Origin of the sequence: Kitasatospora sp. NPDC018058 (assembly GCF_044327205.1) — a bacterium.
Taxonomy (GTDB): domain Bacteria; phylum Actinomycetota; class Actinomycetes; order Streptomycetales; family Streptomycetaceae; genus Kitasatospora.
Genome location: NZ_JBIRFA010000014.1, coordinates 1 through 15333, shown reverse-complemented (window position 1 = coordinate 15333; position 15333 = coordinate 1). Strand labels below are relative to the sequence as shown.

Below are 15333 nucleotides of genomic sequence, written 5' to 3'. Positions count from 1 at the left end.
GTCAGGACTCCTCATCGGAGTCCGAGCCGGAGTCCGATGAGGAGCCGGAGTCGGAGTCCGAGCCGGAGCCAGCGTCCGAGTCGGCGTCGGCGCCTTCGCGGCGCTGACGCCGGTAGCGCAGCACCTGCCGGAGCAGGAAGGCCGCGACCAGCAGCCCGAGGCCGATCGCGAACCACAGCTGGTAGCGGATCGCCGTCCGGTAGACCGTGCCGATGTTGGCCCCGGCGACATAGCCGACTGTGCCCCATACGCCGGTCCACAGCACGGCACCGATCAGGTTGAAGACGGAGAAGCGGCGCCAGGGCATCTCGGTGGTCCCGGCGATGATGCCGTTGTACTGGCGCAGCCCGTCCACGAAGCGGGCGACCGTGACCACCTTGCCGCCTTGGCGGGCGAAGAAGCCGTCCGCGCGTTCCATCCGGGCCGGGGTGAGCAGCACGTACCGGCCCCAGCGGTGGACGAAGGCGCGCCCGCCGGTGTGGCCGATCAGGTAGCCCAGGCTGTTACCGAGCGTGGCGGCGCAGGCCGCGATCAGCAGCACGGCGGCGAAGTCCAGGTGCCCGGTGCCGGCGTACACCGAGGCGAGCACCAGGATGGTCTGCCCGGGTACCGGGATGCCGCAGTTGTCCAGCAGTACGAGCAGCGCCACCGCGAGGTACCCGTAGTGGTCCAGCAGTGGCGTGAGCCCGGCGAGCGCCCCGGGCAGCGGGGGCGAGGGGGTGGACACCGTTCCTCACCACCTCGCCCCGGTGGTCGGGCACGGGGTGGTGGGGGAGTCGGTCAGCGTTCCGCCAGGCGCGGTTCGATGTTGCAGTCGGGGCCGGGGTAGATCAGGCCCTCGTGGCCGTCCTCGAAGCGGACGACGTACGGGGGCTCGCCGTTGGTGCCGCGCACCTCGATGATCTCGCCCTTCTGGTCCACCATGCCCACCGACCTGCTGTGGATGTGGAGCTGGTCACCTACCGCTGCGTGCATGGTCGTACTCCTCGGGTCGTGGAGGCCGCCTCCGCAGCCGTTCCGCTATCCACTGTGCTGCGGGCGCGCCGCGCTCGCAACGGCTCGGGCGGACGGGACGCGCCGGACCCGTGGGCCCCGCGTCAGAGGCCGGACGGCTGTTGCGCAAGGTAACCGCGCACCAGCCGCTTGCACTCGGCGATCAGCGCCGGATCGCCGTCCGGATCCCCCCGGAAGGCCAGCTTGAGCACCGCGTCGGCCGCCTCCAGGGCGACCCGCAGGGTGAGTGTGGTGGCCGCCGGGTCGCTCGCCGCGAACAGTTCGCCGCCCAGGGCCTGCAGACGCAGGGCGACGGCGGTGTTGTTGTCCACGCCCGCGTCCAGCAGGTGCTGCTCGTCCCGGACCCCGGTGGGCACCCCCGCCCCCGCCAGTCCGAAGTCCACCTGGCCGAAGCCGGGCACCGCGCGCTTCATCGCCACGAACTCCTCCACCGCGAGGTCGGTGAAGCCGGCCGGGCCCACCGGGGCGGACTCGGCCAGTCGGGCGTCCAGGCGCTGGAGGTACCGGTCCAGGTTGCGGGTGGCGAGCGCGGCCAGCAGGTCCTCCTTGCCGGCGAAGAACTGGTACAGGGTGCCGATCGGCACCTGGGCGCGCTGGGCGACCTCCTTGGTGGTGAGCGCGGTCGCCCCGACCTCGTCCAGCAGCCCGGCGCAGGCGTCCAGGATGCGGCCGTACCGCTCCTGGCTGCGCTGCTGGACCGGCCGGCGGCGGGTCGTTCCGGGGCTGTGGTGACTCCGCGTGTCCGAGCTCATGTGGCAACTCTGCCGCATCCGCTGTTCCGACGGCGAATCACCGGGACACGGCACGACCGGAGTTTCCCGTGGGGGAGGAATCGACTGGTGGCCGGAGCTGAACGGCACGGTGGCGGGAAGGTGTCCACGGGTTGGCTTTGGTCTTGTCGTGGACGCGAAGGCCGGTTCATACTCCTGAGGCGGATCACTTTGCGTGATCGCGGCATTCCTCTTCGTGGTGCCCGTGGATTCCGGTGGCCGCGAATCTCAGCTGTCCGTGGCGACGACGGGCGACACCGCCGCCACCTGAGGTCTGGATGAACCCGTGTGCCTCTTGGCTCGTGCCACATCCCCTTGCGCGTCCCGTCCCTGTGCGATCCCGTCGAACGGAAGGAGGGGGTCGGTTCGGTGACCTTGTACTCCGCTGGGCGTGAGGCCCTCGACACCGAGCACCGCCGCCAGTTCCTGGAATCCGGCTACCTGGTCCTGCCCGGACTGCTGCCCGAGGCGCTGCGCGAACGCCTCGTCCCCGAAGTGGACCGCTGGGTGGACGAGGGCCTGCGGGCCCGCTCGATCCAGGCCTGCACCCACCCCGACCGGCACGGGCCGCCCCCGCTGCTGGAACTGGAGCTCCCCGCCCACGGACAGCTGCTCGCCCACCCGCCGCTGCTGCGGGCGCTGACCGGACTGATCGGGCCCTCCTTCGTCTTCCACCACCTGCACAGCGACCGCCAGGCCCCGGGCATCCCCGGAAAGCCCTGGCACCACGACTGCGAGCCCAACGACGGCTCCGATCCGTCGCTGCTGATGGTCCACGCGCTGCACTACCTCGGCGGCCTGGACGGGAAGGTCGGCCGCCTGGCCGTGCTGCCCGGCTCGCACCGCAGCACCGTCGGCAAGACCGCCTACGCCCACCACGGCACCGCGGAACTGCCCGGCGAGGTGGTCATCGACCGGCTGCCGCCCGGCTCCACCGTGCTGCTCAACTCGGCGCTGTTCCACACCCGCAGACCGGCACCGGACGGGCCAGGCGGAGCCCGGTACTTCATCGACGCCTCCTACTGCCAGGTGGGAGCGCGCTGGCGCCCGGTGAAGCCCTACTGGCGGCAGATGCTCGCCCGGGCCCGCGAGCTGGACCTGGCCGACGGCCAGTGGCCCGAGCTGTTCGCGGAACACCACTTCACCGAGTACACCGGATCCGTCTGAGGAGCACTGCCGTGGAGATCGTCACCGCCGTCGCCTACCCCGAGGTCCACGACGCCTACCTGCGGGACCACCCGGTGGAGCGGGCTCACGAGGCGAACAGCAACCCGTACGGCGAGGAGAACATCGAACGCGCCGACCGGATCCCCGGCGGCTGGTGGCGGGTCCGGCTGAGCCGGGACGACATCCTCGGCGTCCTCCTGCCCTGGCACCTCAGCGAGGGCGGCGAGCTCGAACTCGTCCCGCGGACCGGGCTGACCGTGGCCCAGGCGGCCGAACGCGTCCGCTCCGGCGCAGCCGCCTGGGCGGCGGCCAACCCGGTCTGCGCGGCCAAGCTGCGGCTGCTGCGCTGGGCACCGTTCACGCCGCTCTTCCTCAGCACCGGGCCGGTCGACCACTCCGACTACTCGGACCTGCTGGTCCGGGAGGGACTGATCCACATCGACGGCCTGCACCGCATGCTGGCCTGGGAGTTGGCCGGGCGTCTGCCCGAACGGGCCGGGCTGGACGGGTACCTGGTGGGCGACCCCGGGGTGCTCGCCCAGCCGGTGGGAACGGCACGGACGGGGGACGAGTCGGCGTGACCTCCGCGACGCAGCACCTCCGGTCCACGTCCGCCACCGGCTCGCTGACCGCGCTCCTGTCGCACCTCGCCCGGTCCCACCCCGACCGGCCCGCCGTCACCGACGGCGTCCGCGCCTACGACTACCGCACGCTCGACACCGCCGCCGGGCGGATCGCCACCCGGCTGGCTGCCGACGGCACCGGCCCGGGCGACCGGGTCGCCCTGCTCGGGCCCCGGGACGCCCGGATGCTGGTGCTGCTGCACGGGGTGCTGCGCTCCGGCGCGGCGGCCGTGCCGGCCGACCCGGACTGGTCGGCGGCCGACCTCGCCCGGCGGCTCGCCGCCGTTCGGGTCGGACGGGTGCTCGCCACGGAGGGCGGGCTCGGCGGGGACGTGGTGGACGTCGAGGCGGCCGGTCCCTCGGGGCGGGGTGGGGAGGTGGGCGCCGAGGACCTCGCCTACCTGTCCTTCACCTCGGGGTCCAGCGGCGAGCCCAAGGCGGTGGCGGTCACCCACGCCAACGCCGTGCACTACGCGTTGTCGCTGGCCGCGCGGCTCGGCCTGACCTCGGCCGACGCGCCCCGCCTGGCGCACGTCACGACGCTGGCCGCCGACCTCGGCCACACCGCCTGGCTGCTCGCCCTGGCCACCGGGGGCTCGGTACACGTCGTCCCGGACCGGGAGGTGCGTGACCCGGAGGCCTTCTGGGCCTCGCTGCGCCGGGTCGGGGTCGACACGCTGAAGACCACCCCCTCGCATCTGACCGCCCTGCTGGAGGGCCGCCCGACCGACACCGCACCGCTGCGCACCCTGCTGCTGGGCGGCGAGGCGCTGCCGCGCCCGTTGGCGGCCGCACTGCTGGACGGCGGGGTCACCGAGCGGCTGGTCAACCACTACGGGCCGACGGAGACCACGGTCGGGGCGACCTGCTTCCTCGCCACCGCCGCACATGAGCTGCCCGTCGGGGAGCCGACCGTGCCGATCGGCAGCGGTATCGGGGAGGCGCTGCTCGCCGTGGTGGACGGGGAGGGGCGGGCCGCGCCGGAGGGCGAGCTGCTGATCGGCGGGCGGGGCGTCAGCGCCGGCTACTTCGGCCGGCCGGACGAGACCGCGCGCAGCTTCGTCCGGCGCGGTGGGCACCTGATGTACCGCACCGGTGACCTGTGCCGTCGACGGGCGGACGGTCACCTGGTCTTCCTCGGACGGGTGGACCGGCAGGTGAAGGTCCGGGGCTACCGGGTCGACCTCTCCGAGGTCGAGCGGGCCATGGACGGCTACCCCGGCGTGGCGGGTTCGGCGGCGCTGCTGCGCGAGACCGGGGTGGGAAACCAACTGCTGGGCGCGGTGCGACTGTTGGACGGCTCGGGTGTCGACGGCCTCGGCGCGTACCTGCGCGACCGGCTGCCCGGCTACTCGGTGCCACAGCCGATCCTGGTGCTGCCGGAGTTCCCGGTCGGGCCGAACGGCAAGCTGGACCGGCGGCGGCTGGGCACTCTGGTGTCCGAACTGGTCGAGGCCCGAGCGGAGCCGTCGGGCACGGCCGGCGACGGCCTGGCCGGGGAGATCGCCCGGTTCTGGGCCGACGCGCTCGGACTGTCCGGCGTCGGACCGCAGGCGGACGTGCTCGGCCTCGGCGGGGACTCCATCCTCGCCATGCGCACCATCGCCTTCCTGCGGCGCTCCGGACTGCGGGTCGCCTACGAGGACTTCTACCGGCACCCGACGGCAGCCGGGCTGGCTTCGGTGGCCGAGCCGGTGGTTCCCGCCGTTCCGGTACCGCGTCGCGGCGACAGCGGAGGCCGACTCGCGCCCGCCCAGCGCTGGTTGTTCCGGCAGCGGTCCGTCGAGGACCTGCGGCACTGGAACCAGTCCGTGCTGCTGCGCTGCCGCACCGCCGTCGACCCGGCCGCACTCTCGGCGGCGGTCGGGGCCGTACTGGAACGCCACCCGGCACTGCGGCGCCCCGTCTCGCCGGAGGGGTACGGCGAACCCAGGGCGGTGGCCGACCTCGACCCGCTCTCCCACTCCCGCATCCCGCGCGCGGCGGGCGCGATCGCCGACACCGTCGCCGGGGTCTGCACCGCACTCCACCGCAGCCTCGACCCGCTGGCCGGACGGCTCCTGCGCGCCCACCTGTTCACCGGGCCGCCCGGCACCGACGACCGGCTGGCGCTGATCGCCCACCACCTGGTGGTGGACGGGCTGTCCTGGCGGATCCTGCTGGACGACCTCGCCCACGCCTACCGTGCGGTGCTCGACCGGACTGTGCTCGATCGACGACCGGCCGACCTGCCGCCCACGCCCGACTTCTACCAGTGGGCGGCGGCCGCCCCGCCGACACCTGCGCCGGAAACCTCCGAGCCCGTTCCGCCTTCCCGACCGGCCGCGCTCAGCTGGGCCCTGGACGAGGAACCCACCGCCCGACTGATCGCACGACACGGCGGCGGGGCCGACCTGGAGGCCGCCCTGCTCGCCGCCTTCACCGGGGCCGTCGCGCAGTGGCGGGGCGAGCCCCGGCTCGCCGTGGAGGTGGAGACCCACGGTCGGGACACCGCCGGCGACCCGGGCGAATTCCTGGACACCGTCGGCTGGTTCACCGCCGTCAAGCACGTCGAGCTGGAACCGGCGGCGGGCGCGCAGGCCGTGGCGCAGCGGCTGCGGGAGGCGCCCGTCCGGGCGATGGACACGTCCGGCGAGCGCCCGACCGTCGGGTTCAACTTCCTCGGCACCTTCCGGCTGCCCGAGGAACCCGCGCTGGACTGGACCGTCGCCGACGAGCAGGCGGGCGTGGCCCGCTGCGCCGGGGGCGACCCGATCTACCGACTGCGGCTCACGGCCAGGGTGGTGGAGCAGCGCCTGGTCGCCGACCTGGTGTACGGGTGGCCCGCTGTGGCGCACCCCGCCGCCGAGCGGATCGTCACCCGGTTCGCCCAGGCGCTCGCCGGACCGTCGGCGGAGCGGCCCGTGCGGGCGCCGCTGTCCACCTCCGGGCAACTGCTGCACGCCCGGGTGCCGCGCACCGCCCGGGTGAGCGTCCGGGAGCCGGCCCGGGTGCTGCTCACCGGCGCCACCGGCTACCTCGGCCGCCACCTGCTGTACGCCTTCCTGCGGCGCGGAGCCGAGGTCACCTGCCTGGTCCGGGCCGCCGACGAGGCGGAGGCCTTACGGCGCCTGGCAGTCGGCCGGGCCCGGGCCGTCGCAGGGGACATCGGCCGGGACGGCCTCGGCCTCTCCCCGGCCGGGCTGGAGCACGCCCGGACCGCCCGGATCGTGGTGCACGCGGCGGCGGACGTCCGACTGGTCGCCTCGCCCGACGAGCTGGAGCGCACCAACCACGCGGCGGTGCGCCGGCTGCTCGGATGGGTCGAGGAGCACACCCCGGCCGCCGCGGTCCACCACGTCTCCACCCTCGCCGTCTCCGGCGGGGTGGACGGCCCGTCGCGCCGCTTCAGCGAGGCGGACCTGTGGATCGGCCAGCACTTCCGCACCCCGTACGAGCGCACCAAGTACCGGGCCGAGCAGGCCGTTCGGGCCTGGGCGGCCACCGGGCACGCCGCCTACCTGTACCGCAGCGGCCACATCGCGGCGCACAGCCGGACCGGGGCGTTCCAGGCCAACATCGGCGACAACCGGATCTACCAGCTCATCCGCGGCTACCTGTTGGCGGGCGCCGCCCCCAGCCGGCCGGACACCGCCTTCGCGTTCTCGCACGTGGACACGGTGGCCGCCGGGATCGCCGCGATCGCGCTGGACCCGTACGCCGCACCCGGCGCGTACCACGTCGAGAACCCCCACCTGACACCGCACGACGAACTCGTGGGCCGGCTCGCCGAGTTCGGCTACCCCGTCCGGATCACCGACGACGGGACCTTCGCGGCCGCCATCGCCCGGGCCGAGCACCGGCACCCGACAGCCGCCCGCCTGGCCGCCGCCTGGGCCCAGCAGGAGGAGCGCAACGTCCGGGTGGACTGCGCCTACACCACCTCCGTGCTCGACCGGCTGGGCGTCCGCTTCACCGCGCCGACCCCGCAGTGGTGGTCGGCCGCGCTCACCTGGGCCGCCGAGGCCGGCTACCTGCCGCCCCGCTGACCCGTCCCCTCCAGAAGAAGGCAGACTCCGTTGTCCCAGCTCTCCCCGGTGCTCAAGCAGGCCACCCCGGTCGTCGCCGTCCGCGGCGAAGGCCTCCACCTCTACGACGCCGACGGCCGCCGCTACCTCGACTTCACCTCCGGCGTGGGGGTGACCAGTACCGGCCACTGCCACCCGCGCGTGGTCGAGGCGGTCCGCGAGCAGGCCGGCCGGCTGATCCACGGCCAGTACACCACCGTCCTGCACGACCGACTGCTCACCCTCACCGAGCGGTTGGGCGACGTTCTGCCGCCCGGCCTGGACTCGCTGTGCTACGCCACCGCCGGGACGGAGGCGGTGGAGGCGGCGCTGCGGCTGGCCCGGCACGCCACCGGGCGGCAGAACGTGATCGTCTTCGAGGGCTCCTTCCACGGCCGCACCATGGGTGCGGCCTCGCTCACCACCGCCGGGACCCGCTTCCGGGCGGGCATCGGCCCGCTGGTGCCCGGCGTCGCGGTGGCGCCCTTCCCGGCCGCCTTCCGGCTGGGGCTGTCGGACCAGGAGGCCGTGGCGCACGCCCTGCGCGGGCTTGACGAGGTGCTGGCCACCGTCTCCGCGCCCGCCGAGACGGCGGCCATGTTCGTCGAGCCGGTGCTCGGCGAGGGCGGCTACGTCCCCGCCCCGGCCGGATTCCTGGCCGGACTGCGCGAGCGGGCCGACCGGCACGGCATCCTGCTCGTGGTGGACGAGGTGCAGAGCGGCTTCGGCCGCACCGGCCGGTTCTGGGCCCACCAGTACGAGGACGGGGTGGTGCCCGATGTGCTGATCACCGCCAAGGGCCTGGCCAGCGGCTTCCCGCTGTCCGCGATCGCCGCGCCGACCGAGCTGATGCGGCGCGCCTGGCCCGGCTCGCAGGGCGGCACCTACGGCGGGAACCCGGTGGCCTGCGCCGCCGCCCTGGCCACCCTGGACGTGCTACGCGAGGAACGGCTGGTCGAGAACGCGGCCGAGCAGGGCGTGCGGCTGCTGGACGGACTGCGGACGGTCGCCGCCGAGGCGCCCGGCATCGCCGACGTCCGCGGCCTCGGGCTGATGGCGGCCAGCGAGTTCTGCCGCCCGGACGGCACACCGGACCCGGACGCCGCCCGGCGGGCCCAGCAGGCCGCGGCCGACCTCGGTCTGCTGCTCCTGCTCTGCGGGATCCACCTCAACGTGGTCCGGATGATCCCCGCGCTGGTCGTCACGGCCGGGCAGATCGACGAGGCACTGGCGCTCTGGTCCAAGGCCGTCGCGGCCGGGGCCCGGTAGAAGGAGGCATCATGAGTGAGCACACGGTGGCCGAGATCGGCTGGAGCAGCCTGGAGTTGGAGGCCCGACGGGAGCTGTGGTCGCTGCCGCTGGGGGACGAGGAGCGGCGGCTGCTCTGGGCCGACGCGCGGGCCGAGCGCTGGGGCGTGGCCGAGCCGGTGCGCCGGCGGCTGCGCGGCTTCGTCCGGGACGGCCTCGCCTCGGTCGGCCTCGCCCACGTCGGCCGGCTGGTCGACCCGGCGCAGCCGGAACGGGAGATCGCCGAGGCGCTCTCCTTCCTGCTGCGGGACTTCGGCCGGATCGTGCCGCAGAACGGGCGCGGCGACCTCACCTCGGTGCTGCGCGACCAGGACGGCGACGGCAACACCGAACTCGGCTTCCACTGCGACACCTGCGACCTGCTCGTCCTGCTCTGCATCCAACCCGCCTACCACGGGGGAGGATTGACCAAGCTGGCGAGCGCCCGGCACGTCCACGACCTGATCGGGCAGGAACGGCCGGACGCGCTGGCCACCCTCGGTGAGGACTGGACCTTCGACCGGACCGGCCGGGCGGGCCCGCAGGTCGTGGTCACCCCGATCCTGTATCCGCAGAAGGACGGGACCATCGGTTGCTACTACCAGACCCGCACCGTCCGTTCCTCCCCCGACCGGGGCGCACCGGAACTGACGGACCGTCAGTGGGAGGCGCTGGGCGTGCTGGACGAGGTGCTGTACCGGCCGGAGATCGCCTTCGGGCTGCCGATGGCCGCCGGAGACCTACTGGTCATCCGCAACAGCCGGGTGCTGCACGGGCGTTCACCGTACGTGGACGAACCCGGTCCGCACGCCCGGCGGATGCTGCGGATCTGGCTGAACGAGGGGGAGGCATGGACACTCTGAACGGAAGGATCGCCCTGGTCACCGGCGGCGGCAGCGGGCTCGGCCGGGCCTCCTCGCTGGCCCTGCTGGAGGCGGGCTGGACGGTGGTGCTCGCCGGGCGGCGCAAGGACGCCCTGGAGGAGACCGCGGCGCTCTCGGAGGTCGACCCGGCACGGGTGTTGACCGTCCCGACCGACATCCGCAGCCCCGAGGAGGTCGCCCGGCTCTTCGACGCCGTCCGCGACCGGTACGGCCGCCTCGACCTGCTGTTCAACAACGCGGGTGCGGCCGCCCCGCGTCGGCCGATCGTCGAGACCCCGTTCGAGGACTGGAACCGGGTGCTGGACACCATCGCCACCGGCAGCTTCCTGTGCGCCCGGGAGGCCTTCCGGCTGATGAGCGCCCAGTCCCCGCAGGGCGGCAGGATCATCAACAACGGCGCGCCCTCGGCGTACGTGCCGCGCCCCAACTCCCTGGCGTACACGGCCGCCAAGCACGCCGTCCTCGGCCTCACCAAGGTGCTCGCCCTGGACGGCCGTCCGTACGGCATCTCCTGCGGGCAGATCGACGTCGGCAACGTCACCCCGCTGGACGGTGGCCCGCAGCCCGCCGCGATGCAGGCCGACGGGACGATGGCGGTGGAGGCGACCATCCCGGTGGAGCGCTTCACCGAGGCCCTGCTGCTGATGGCCTCGCAGCCGCCGGACACCACCATCCAGTCCCTGGTGGTGCTGCCGAGCACCATGCCGTTCGTCGGGCGGGGGTGAGCCGTGCTGGTCAGCGCCCGTTCCTTCGCGGAGTACCGGGCGATGTTCGCGCTCACCGACCGGGACTTGGCGCAGCGCATCCTGGACTGCCCGGGCGGCGCGGCGAGCTTCGTGGCCGAAGCGGGGCAGCGCGGCATCGACGCGGTGGCGGTGGACCGTGAATACGCCTCGCACCGAGAGAAGCTGGGGCTGCTGGTCGAGCGGGAGACCCTCTTCAAACGCGGGCAGCTGATGCGGGAGGCCGCGGACTTCGTCTGGTCCTGGTACGGCGACCCGGCCGGCCTGCTCCGGGAGCGGATCGGCAGCGCCCGGCTGTTCCGCTCCGACATCACCGCCCGGCCGGAGCGCTACCTGGCCGGGGCGCTGCCGCAACTCCCCTTCGCCGACGGATCCTTCGACCTGGTGCTCAGCTCACACCTGCTGTTCTCCTACGGCAATCGGCTCGGCGGGGACTTCCACCGGGCGGCGCTGCTGGAACTCGCCCGGGTGGCGCGGCGGGAGGTCCGGATCTTCCCGGTCGTGGTGTACGACACCGGGGAGCGGTACGACGGGCTGGAACGGCTGCGGGAGGACTTGGCCGGGGTCGGGATCGGGAGCCGGGTGGAGAGGGTGGCGTACGAATTCCAGCCCGGGGGCGACGAGATGCTGGTGCTCTCGTGCGGTGGGTACCGGGCGCAGGCCTCGTCGGAACCCCGGGTGACCGCCTTCGATCCGGTGCGATGGCGACACCGGGAGGGGGTATCCCGGAGAATCGCTTGATCAACTGCGGCCTCACGGGTCATGGTTGACGATATGAACACGCATCAGCTAAGCACGGCGACGCGGTCCACACGGCCGAGTTCACCGCGGTGGCCGTCGACTGAGGACGGCCACCGCGGTTACTGTCGGGAGCGGGCTCGTCGCCCTGGTGCCGCGAGGCCTGATTCCGATCCGCCACCGTCGGCTCCCTGTTCGAGGTGTCGTCCGGCTGCCGGGGTGGGCGGGGAGTGTGGCCGAGGCGGATGGCGAGCATGTGTCATGTCCGGGGCATGGACAATTCCCTGGGGCGCCGCGGAGGCGGACCGCTACGGTGACGATCATGGTGAATTTCGTACTGGTGGCGGGCGCGCGGCTCGGGGCATGGGCGTGGGGCGACGTGGTGCCGCACCTGCGGGCGGCCGGACACGGCGTCCACCCGCTGACCCTCTCCGGCCTCGCCGACAAGCAGGGCGTGCCGGCCGGGCAGCAGACCCACGTCCAGGACATCGTGGCTGCGATCGAGCGACTGGACCTGCGCGAGGTCGTCCTGGTCGGCCACAGCTACGGGGGGATCCCGGTCGGCCAGGCCGCGGCCCGGATCGGCGACCGGCTGGCCCACGTGGTCTTCGTCGACTCCGGCGTCCCGGTCGACGGCCGGTCCTTCGCCGCGAGTTGGCCGGACGGCGGAGCGGCGCTGACGGCGGCGATCACCGGGAACGACGGCTTCTGGCCGCGCGCCTCCGCCGCCCACTTCGAGGGGCACGACCTCACCGACGAGCAGATCGCCCGCATCGTCACCGGCTCCACTCCGCACCCGGGCGCCACCCTGACCGAGCCCGCCGTCCTGACCCGCCCCCTCGGCGAGCTGCCCGCGACGTACCTGCGGTGCCTGCTCGCGGGGGAGGAGCCCGACGAGGACGTGGCCGCGCTGGTGGCGGGTGGGCAGTGGCGCCTGGTCGAACTGGCCACCGGACACTGGCCGATGTTCTCCCGGCCCGCCGAACTGGCCCGGATCCTGCTGGACGCCGCCGGGGAGTAACGGACGTCATCAGCCTGGCCGTGGACGCCGTGGACGCCGTGGACGCCGTGGACGCCGTGCAGCCCCGGCCTGGAGGGCCGGGGCTGCGTGGCGCTGGAGCGTGGTCAGTCGAGGCCGGCGAGCGCCATCCGGATCAGCTCGTCGGTGTCGGCCTCCTGGATGGAGGCGCTGCGGTCCTCCGGGGCCGGCGCAGGTTCGGCCGTCCGGCCAAGGCGCAGCAGCGGTTCGATCAGCCCGGACGCCCGTAGGACGTCCAGCGGGATGGCGGCCAGGGCCTGGCGGATCGTCGCCTCGTCGGCGGTGTCGGCACCGTCGTCCGCGCCGCCGCCGTCGCCGAGGCCGAGGCGGGCGTCCAGCTCCTGGGCCATGGCGACGGGTGTGGGGTAGTCGAAGACGAAGGTGCTCGGCAGCCGCAGACCGGTGAGCCGGCCCAGGCTGTTGCGCAGCTCGACGGCCATCAGGGAGTCGAAGCCGAGGTCCATCAGGCCGCGGTCCGGGCCGACCGCGCGCGGGCTGTCGTGGCCAAGGATCTCGGCGATCCTGGTACGCGCGAGGTCCAGCAGGGCGTCGAGCCGTTCGGCGGCGCTGAGCACCGCCAACCGCTCGCGCAGCACCGGCTCGTCGGCCGTCCGGGTGGACCCGGAGACCGCGTGGGCCGCCGGGCGGACCAGCGAGCGGAAGAGCGGCGGCACCGTCTCGGCGCTGCGCAGTGCCGCCGTGTCGACCCTGGCGGGCACGAGCACCGGCCGGTCCGTGAGGAGCGCCCGGTCGAACAGGGCGAGCGCGTACCCGGCGGACATCGGCGCGATGCCCGAGCGGCGCAGTCGGGCCTGGTCCTGGGTGTCCAGGGTGCCCGCCATGCCGCCCGGCTGGGCCCAGAGGCCCCAGGCGAGGGAGTGGGCGGGTAGGCCGTGGGCGTGGCGGTGGGTGGCGAGGGCGTCGAGGTAGGCGTTGGCGGCGGCGTAGTTGGCCTGTCCGGGGCTGCCGACGGTGCCGGCGATGGAGGAGTAGAGGACGAAGGCGCGGAGGTCGAGGTGTTCGGTGGCCCGGTGGAGGTGCCAGGCGGCGTCGATCTTGGGCTGGAGGACGGTGTGGAGTTGGTGGGCGGTGAGGGTGGTGAGGGTGGCGTCGTCGAGGAGACCGGCGGTGTGGATGACGGCGGTGAGGGGGTGTTCGGTGGGGATGCCGGCGAGCAGGGTGTTCACGGCGTCGGGGTCGGTGGTGTCGCAGGCGGTGACGGTGACGGTGGTGCCCAGTTCCCGGAGCTCGTCCATGAGTTGGGCGGCTCCCGGGGTGTGGGGGCCGCGTCGGCTGGTGAGCATCAGGTGCCGCACACCGTGAGTGGTGACGAGGTGGTGGGCGAGGAGGGTGCCGAGGGTGCCGGTGCCGCCGGTGACCAGGACGGTCCCGTTCGGGTCCAGCGGGCGCGGCTCGGCCAGGTCCTCGGACGCGCCGACGGCGGCCAGGCGCGGAGCCAGGAGCTGCCCGTCGCGCAGGGCGACCTGCTCCTCCTCGACGGCGAGCGCGGTCGGCAGGGCCAGCCAGGAGGCGTCGCTGCCGTCGTGGTCGACCAGCGCGAACCGGCCGGGGTGTTCCGAGAGCGCCGCGCGGACCAGGCCCCAGGCGGGCGAACCCGCCAGCGCCGGGACGTCGTCGCCCGGGCGGGCCGCCACGGCGCCCCGCGTCACCACCACCAGTCGGCTGTCGGCGAGCCGCTCGTCGGCGACGAAGTCCTGAACGGCCGTGAGAACGGCCTCCGCGGTCTGGTGGGCGGCCGCCACCGGGTCGGGCCCGTGGTCGGTGTCGGCCTCGGTGGGCAGGACGAGGAGCACGTCGGTCGGCGGGGCGTCGGCCGTCTTCTCGGCGAGGGTCTCAAGGTCCGGGTGGACGTCGAGGGGCAGGCCTGAGGGCACCTTCGGAAGGGTGCCGAGTGCGGCGAGACGGACCGACTCCGAGGCCGACCGGGCCACGGTGACCCAGTCGAGTCCGTACAGCGGGGCGGCGGTGCCTGCGCGGTGGAACGTCGCCGGGTCGACCGGGCGTACAGCCAGGGACTCGACGGAGGCCACCAGCGCGCCGGTCACCGGCTCGGTGAGGGTGAGGGCGAGGCCGTCCGCGCCGAGGCGGGACATCCGCACGCGCAGTGCGGTCCCCGCGCTGCTCCGGAGGCTGACGCCCTGCCACGCGAAGGGCAGCTGGAGGCCGTCGTCGGCGCCGGACCAGACCAGCAGCGGGTGCAGGGCGGCGTCGAGCAGCGCCGGGTGGAGGGCGAACCCGTCCGTCGCGGTGCCCTCGGGGAGGGCGACCTCGGCGTAGAGGTCCGTCCCGTGCCGCCAGGCGGACCGCAGGCCGCGGAAGAGTGGACCGTAGTCGACGCCGACTGCGGCGACCTGCGCGTACAGGGGCTCGACCGGCACCGGCTCGGCGCCCGCCGGCGGCCAGGCCTCCGGCCGGGGCGCAGCGGGGGACGGCGTGCTCACGGCGAGCCGGCCGGAGGCGTTGCCGACCCACTCCTGGGCTGCCTCGTGGTCGGTGGGGCGCGGGCGGGAGCGGAAGTCGATGGGGCGGGCCCCCGACTCGTCCGCCGGGCCGACGAACACCTGGAACTCGACCTCGCCCCGCTCGGGAAGCACCAACGGGTGCTCGAGGGCGAGGTCGTCCAGCCGGCCGAGGCCGAGCCGATCACCGAGTGTCAGCGCGATGTCCGCGAACGCGGCGCCCGGCAGTACCGGAACACCCAGGACGGCGTGCCCGTCCAGCCATGCGTGGTGCTGAAGGGCGAGGACACCGGTGAACAGGTGACCGCCGTCCGGGAGTTCGATCGCGATGTCGAGCAGCGGGTGGCCGCCCGAGACGAGACCGGTGGAGCCGGAGGCCGTGCTGGGGGTGGGGTGGAGCCAGTAGCGCTCGCGTTGGAAGGGGTAGGTGGGCAGGTCGGCGGGGTGGGTGGCGATGCCGTCGAGGTGGGGCCAGGTGACGGGGTGGCCGTGGGTGTGGAGGGTGGCGAGGGCTGTTGTGGTGGTGCGGGTTTCGGGGTGGC

Annotated in this window: 12 protein-coding genes; 8 read left to right on the top strand and 4 right to left on the bottom strand. The window is 74.1% G+C overall.

Going from position 1 to position 15333, the window contains the following annotated elements; all coding sequences use genetic code 11:
- Position 1: 1 nt before the first annotated feature.
- The 3 genes from ACH4E7_RS20700 to ACH4E7_RS20690 form a co-directional block, all read right to left on the bottom strand.
- A complete protein-coding gene (locus ACH4E7_RS20700) occupies positions 2–727 on the bottom strand; it encodes a DedA family protein (protein ID WP_396250468.1) in 726 nt (241 codons plus the stop codon).
- 53 nt (positions 728–780) lie between these two features.
- Positions 781–975, bottom strand: coding sequence for a DUF1918 domain-containing protein (locus ACH4E7_RS20695; protein WP_355675598.1), 195 nt, complete (start codon positions 973–975; stop codon positions 781–783).
- 122 nt (positions 976–1097) lie between these two features.
- Positions 1098–1766 (bottom strand): TetR family transcriptional regulator, encoded by a 669-nt coding sequence (locus ACH4E7_RS20690; protein ID WP_396250467.1) that lies wholly within the window; start codon positions 1764–1766, stop codon positions 1098–1100.
- Between the two features lie 387 nt (positions 1767–2153).
- On the opposite strand from ACH4E7_RS20690, the gene ACH4E7_RS20685 reads away from it, so the two are divergent.
- The 8 genes from ACH4E7_RS20685 to ACH4E7_RS20650 all read left to right on the top strand — a co-directional run bounded on the left by ACH4E7_RS20685 (position 2154) and on the right by ACH4E7_RS20650 (position 12293).
- Positions 2154–2951, top strand: a complete 798-nt coding sequence (locus ACH4E7_RS20685; RefSeq protein ID WP_396250466.1) for a phytanoyl-CoA dioxygenase family protein — start codon at positions 2154–2156, stop codon at positions 2949–2951.
- Positions 2952–2962: 11 nt separating this feature from the next.
- Positions 2963–3532, top strand: a complete 570-nt coding sequence (locus tag ACH4E7_RS20680; protein WP_396250465.1) for a DUF6309 family protein — start codon at positions 2963–2965, stop codon at positions 3530–3532.
- Positions 3529–7602 (top strand): AMP-binding protein, encoded by a 4074-nt coding sequence (locus ACH4E7_RS20675; protein WP_396250464.1) that lies wholly within the window; start codon positions 3529–3531, stop codon positions 7600–7602. Before ACH4E7_RS20680 ends, ACH4E7_RS20675 begins: the two co-directional genes overlap by 4 nt.
- 30 nt (positions 7603–7632) lie before the next feature.
- The gene (locus tag ACH4E7_RS20670) at positions 7633–8889 is read left to right on the top strand and encodes an aspartate aminotransferase family protein (protein ID WP_396250463.1); all 1257 of its coding nucleotides are present in this window, start codon (positions 7633–7635) and stop codon (positions 8887–8889) included.
- 11 nt (positions 8890–8900) lie between these two features.
- Entirely contained in the window at positions 8901–9770 is an 870-nt protein-coding gene (locus ACH4E7_RS20665) for a TauD/TfdA family dioxygenase (RefSeq protein ID WP_396250462.1), read from the top strand.
- Positions 9758–10516, top strand: coding sequence for an SDR family oxidoreductase (locus tag ACH4E7_RS20660; RefSeq protein ID WP_396250461.1), 759 nt, complete (start codon positions 9758–9760; stop codon positions 10514–10516). The genes ACH4E7_RS20665 and ACH4E7_RS20660 overlap by 13 nt, the downstream gene beginning before the upstream one ends.
- 3 nt (positions 10517–10519) lie before the next feature.
- Positions 10520–11275 carry a methyltransferase domain-containing protein gene (locus tag ACH4E7_RS20655; protein ID WP_396250460.1) on the top strand — a complete coding sequence of 252 codons (756 nt, stop codon included), beginning with the start codon at positions 10520–10522 and terminating at the stop codon, positions 11273–11275.
- 319 nt (positions 11276–11594) lie between these two features.
- Entirely contained in the window at positions 11595–12293 is a 699-nt protein-coding gene (locus tag ACH4E7_RS20650; protein WP_396250459.1) for an alpha/beta fold hydrolase, read from the top strand.
- 104 nt (positions 12294–12397) lie between these two features.
- Here the strand turns inward: ACH4E7_RS20650 and ACH4E7_RS20645 are convergent.
- On the bottom strand, positions 12398–15333 hold a 2936-nt coding region (locus ACH4E7_RS20645; RefSeq protein ID WP_396250458.1), incomplete at its 5' end, for a type I polyketide synthase.

What these genes read in the sequence shown, in the direction of transcription:
- ACH4E7_RS20690 (WP_396250467.1), bottom strand. Translation starts at nt 1,766, where the DNA reads ATGAGCTCGGACACGCGGAGTCACCACAGCCCCGGAACGACCCGCCGC.
- ACH4E7_RS20695 (WP_355675598.1), bottom strand. Translation starts at nt 975, where the DNA reads ATGCACGCAGCGGTAGGTGACCAGCTCCACATCCACAGCAGGTCGGTG.
- ACH4E7_RS20650 (WP_396250459.1), top strand. Translation starts at nt 11,595, where the DNA reads ATGGTGAATTTCGTACTGGTGGCGGGCGCGCGGCTCGGGGCATGGGCG.
- ACH4E7_RS20660 (WP_396250461.1), top strand. Translation starts at nt 9,758, where the DNA reads ATGGACACTCTGAACGGAAGGATCGCCCTGGTCACCGGCGGCGGCAGC.
- ACH4E7_RS20665 (WP_396250462.1), top strand. Translation starts at nt 8,901, where the DNA reads ATGAGTGAGCACACGGTGGCCGAGATCGGCTGGAGCAGCCTGGAGTTG.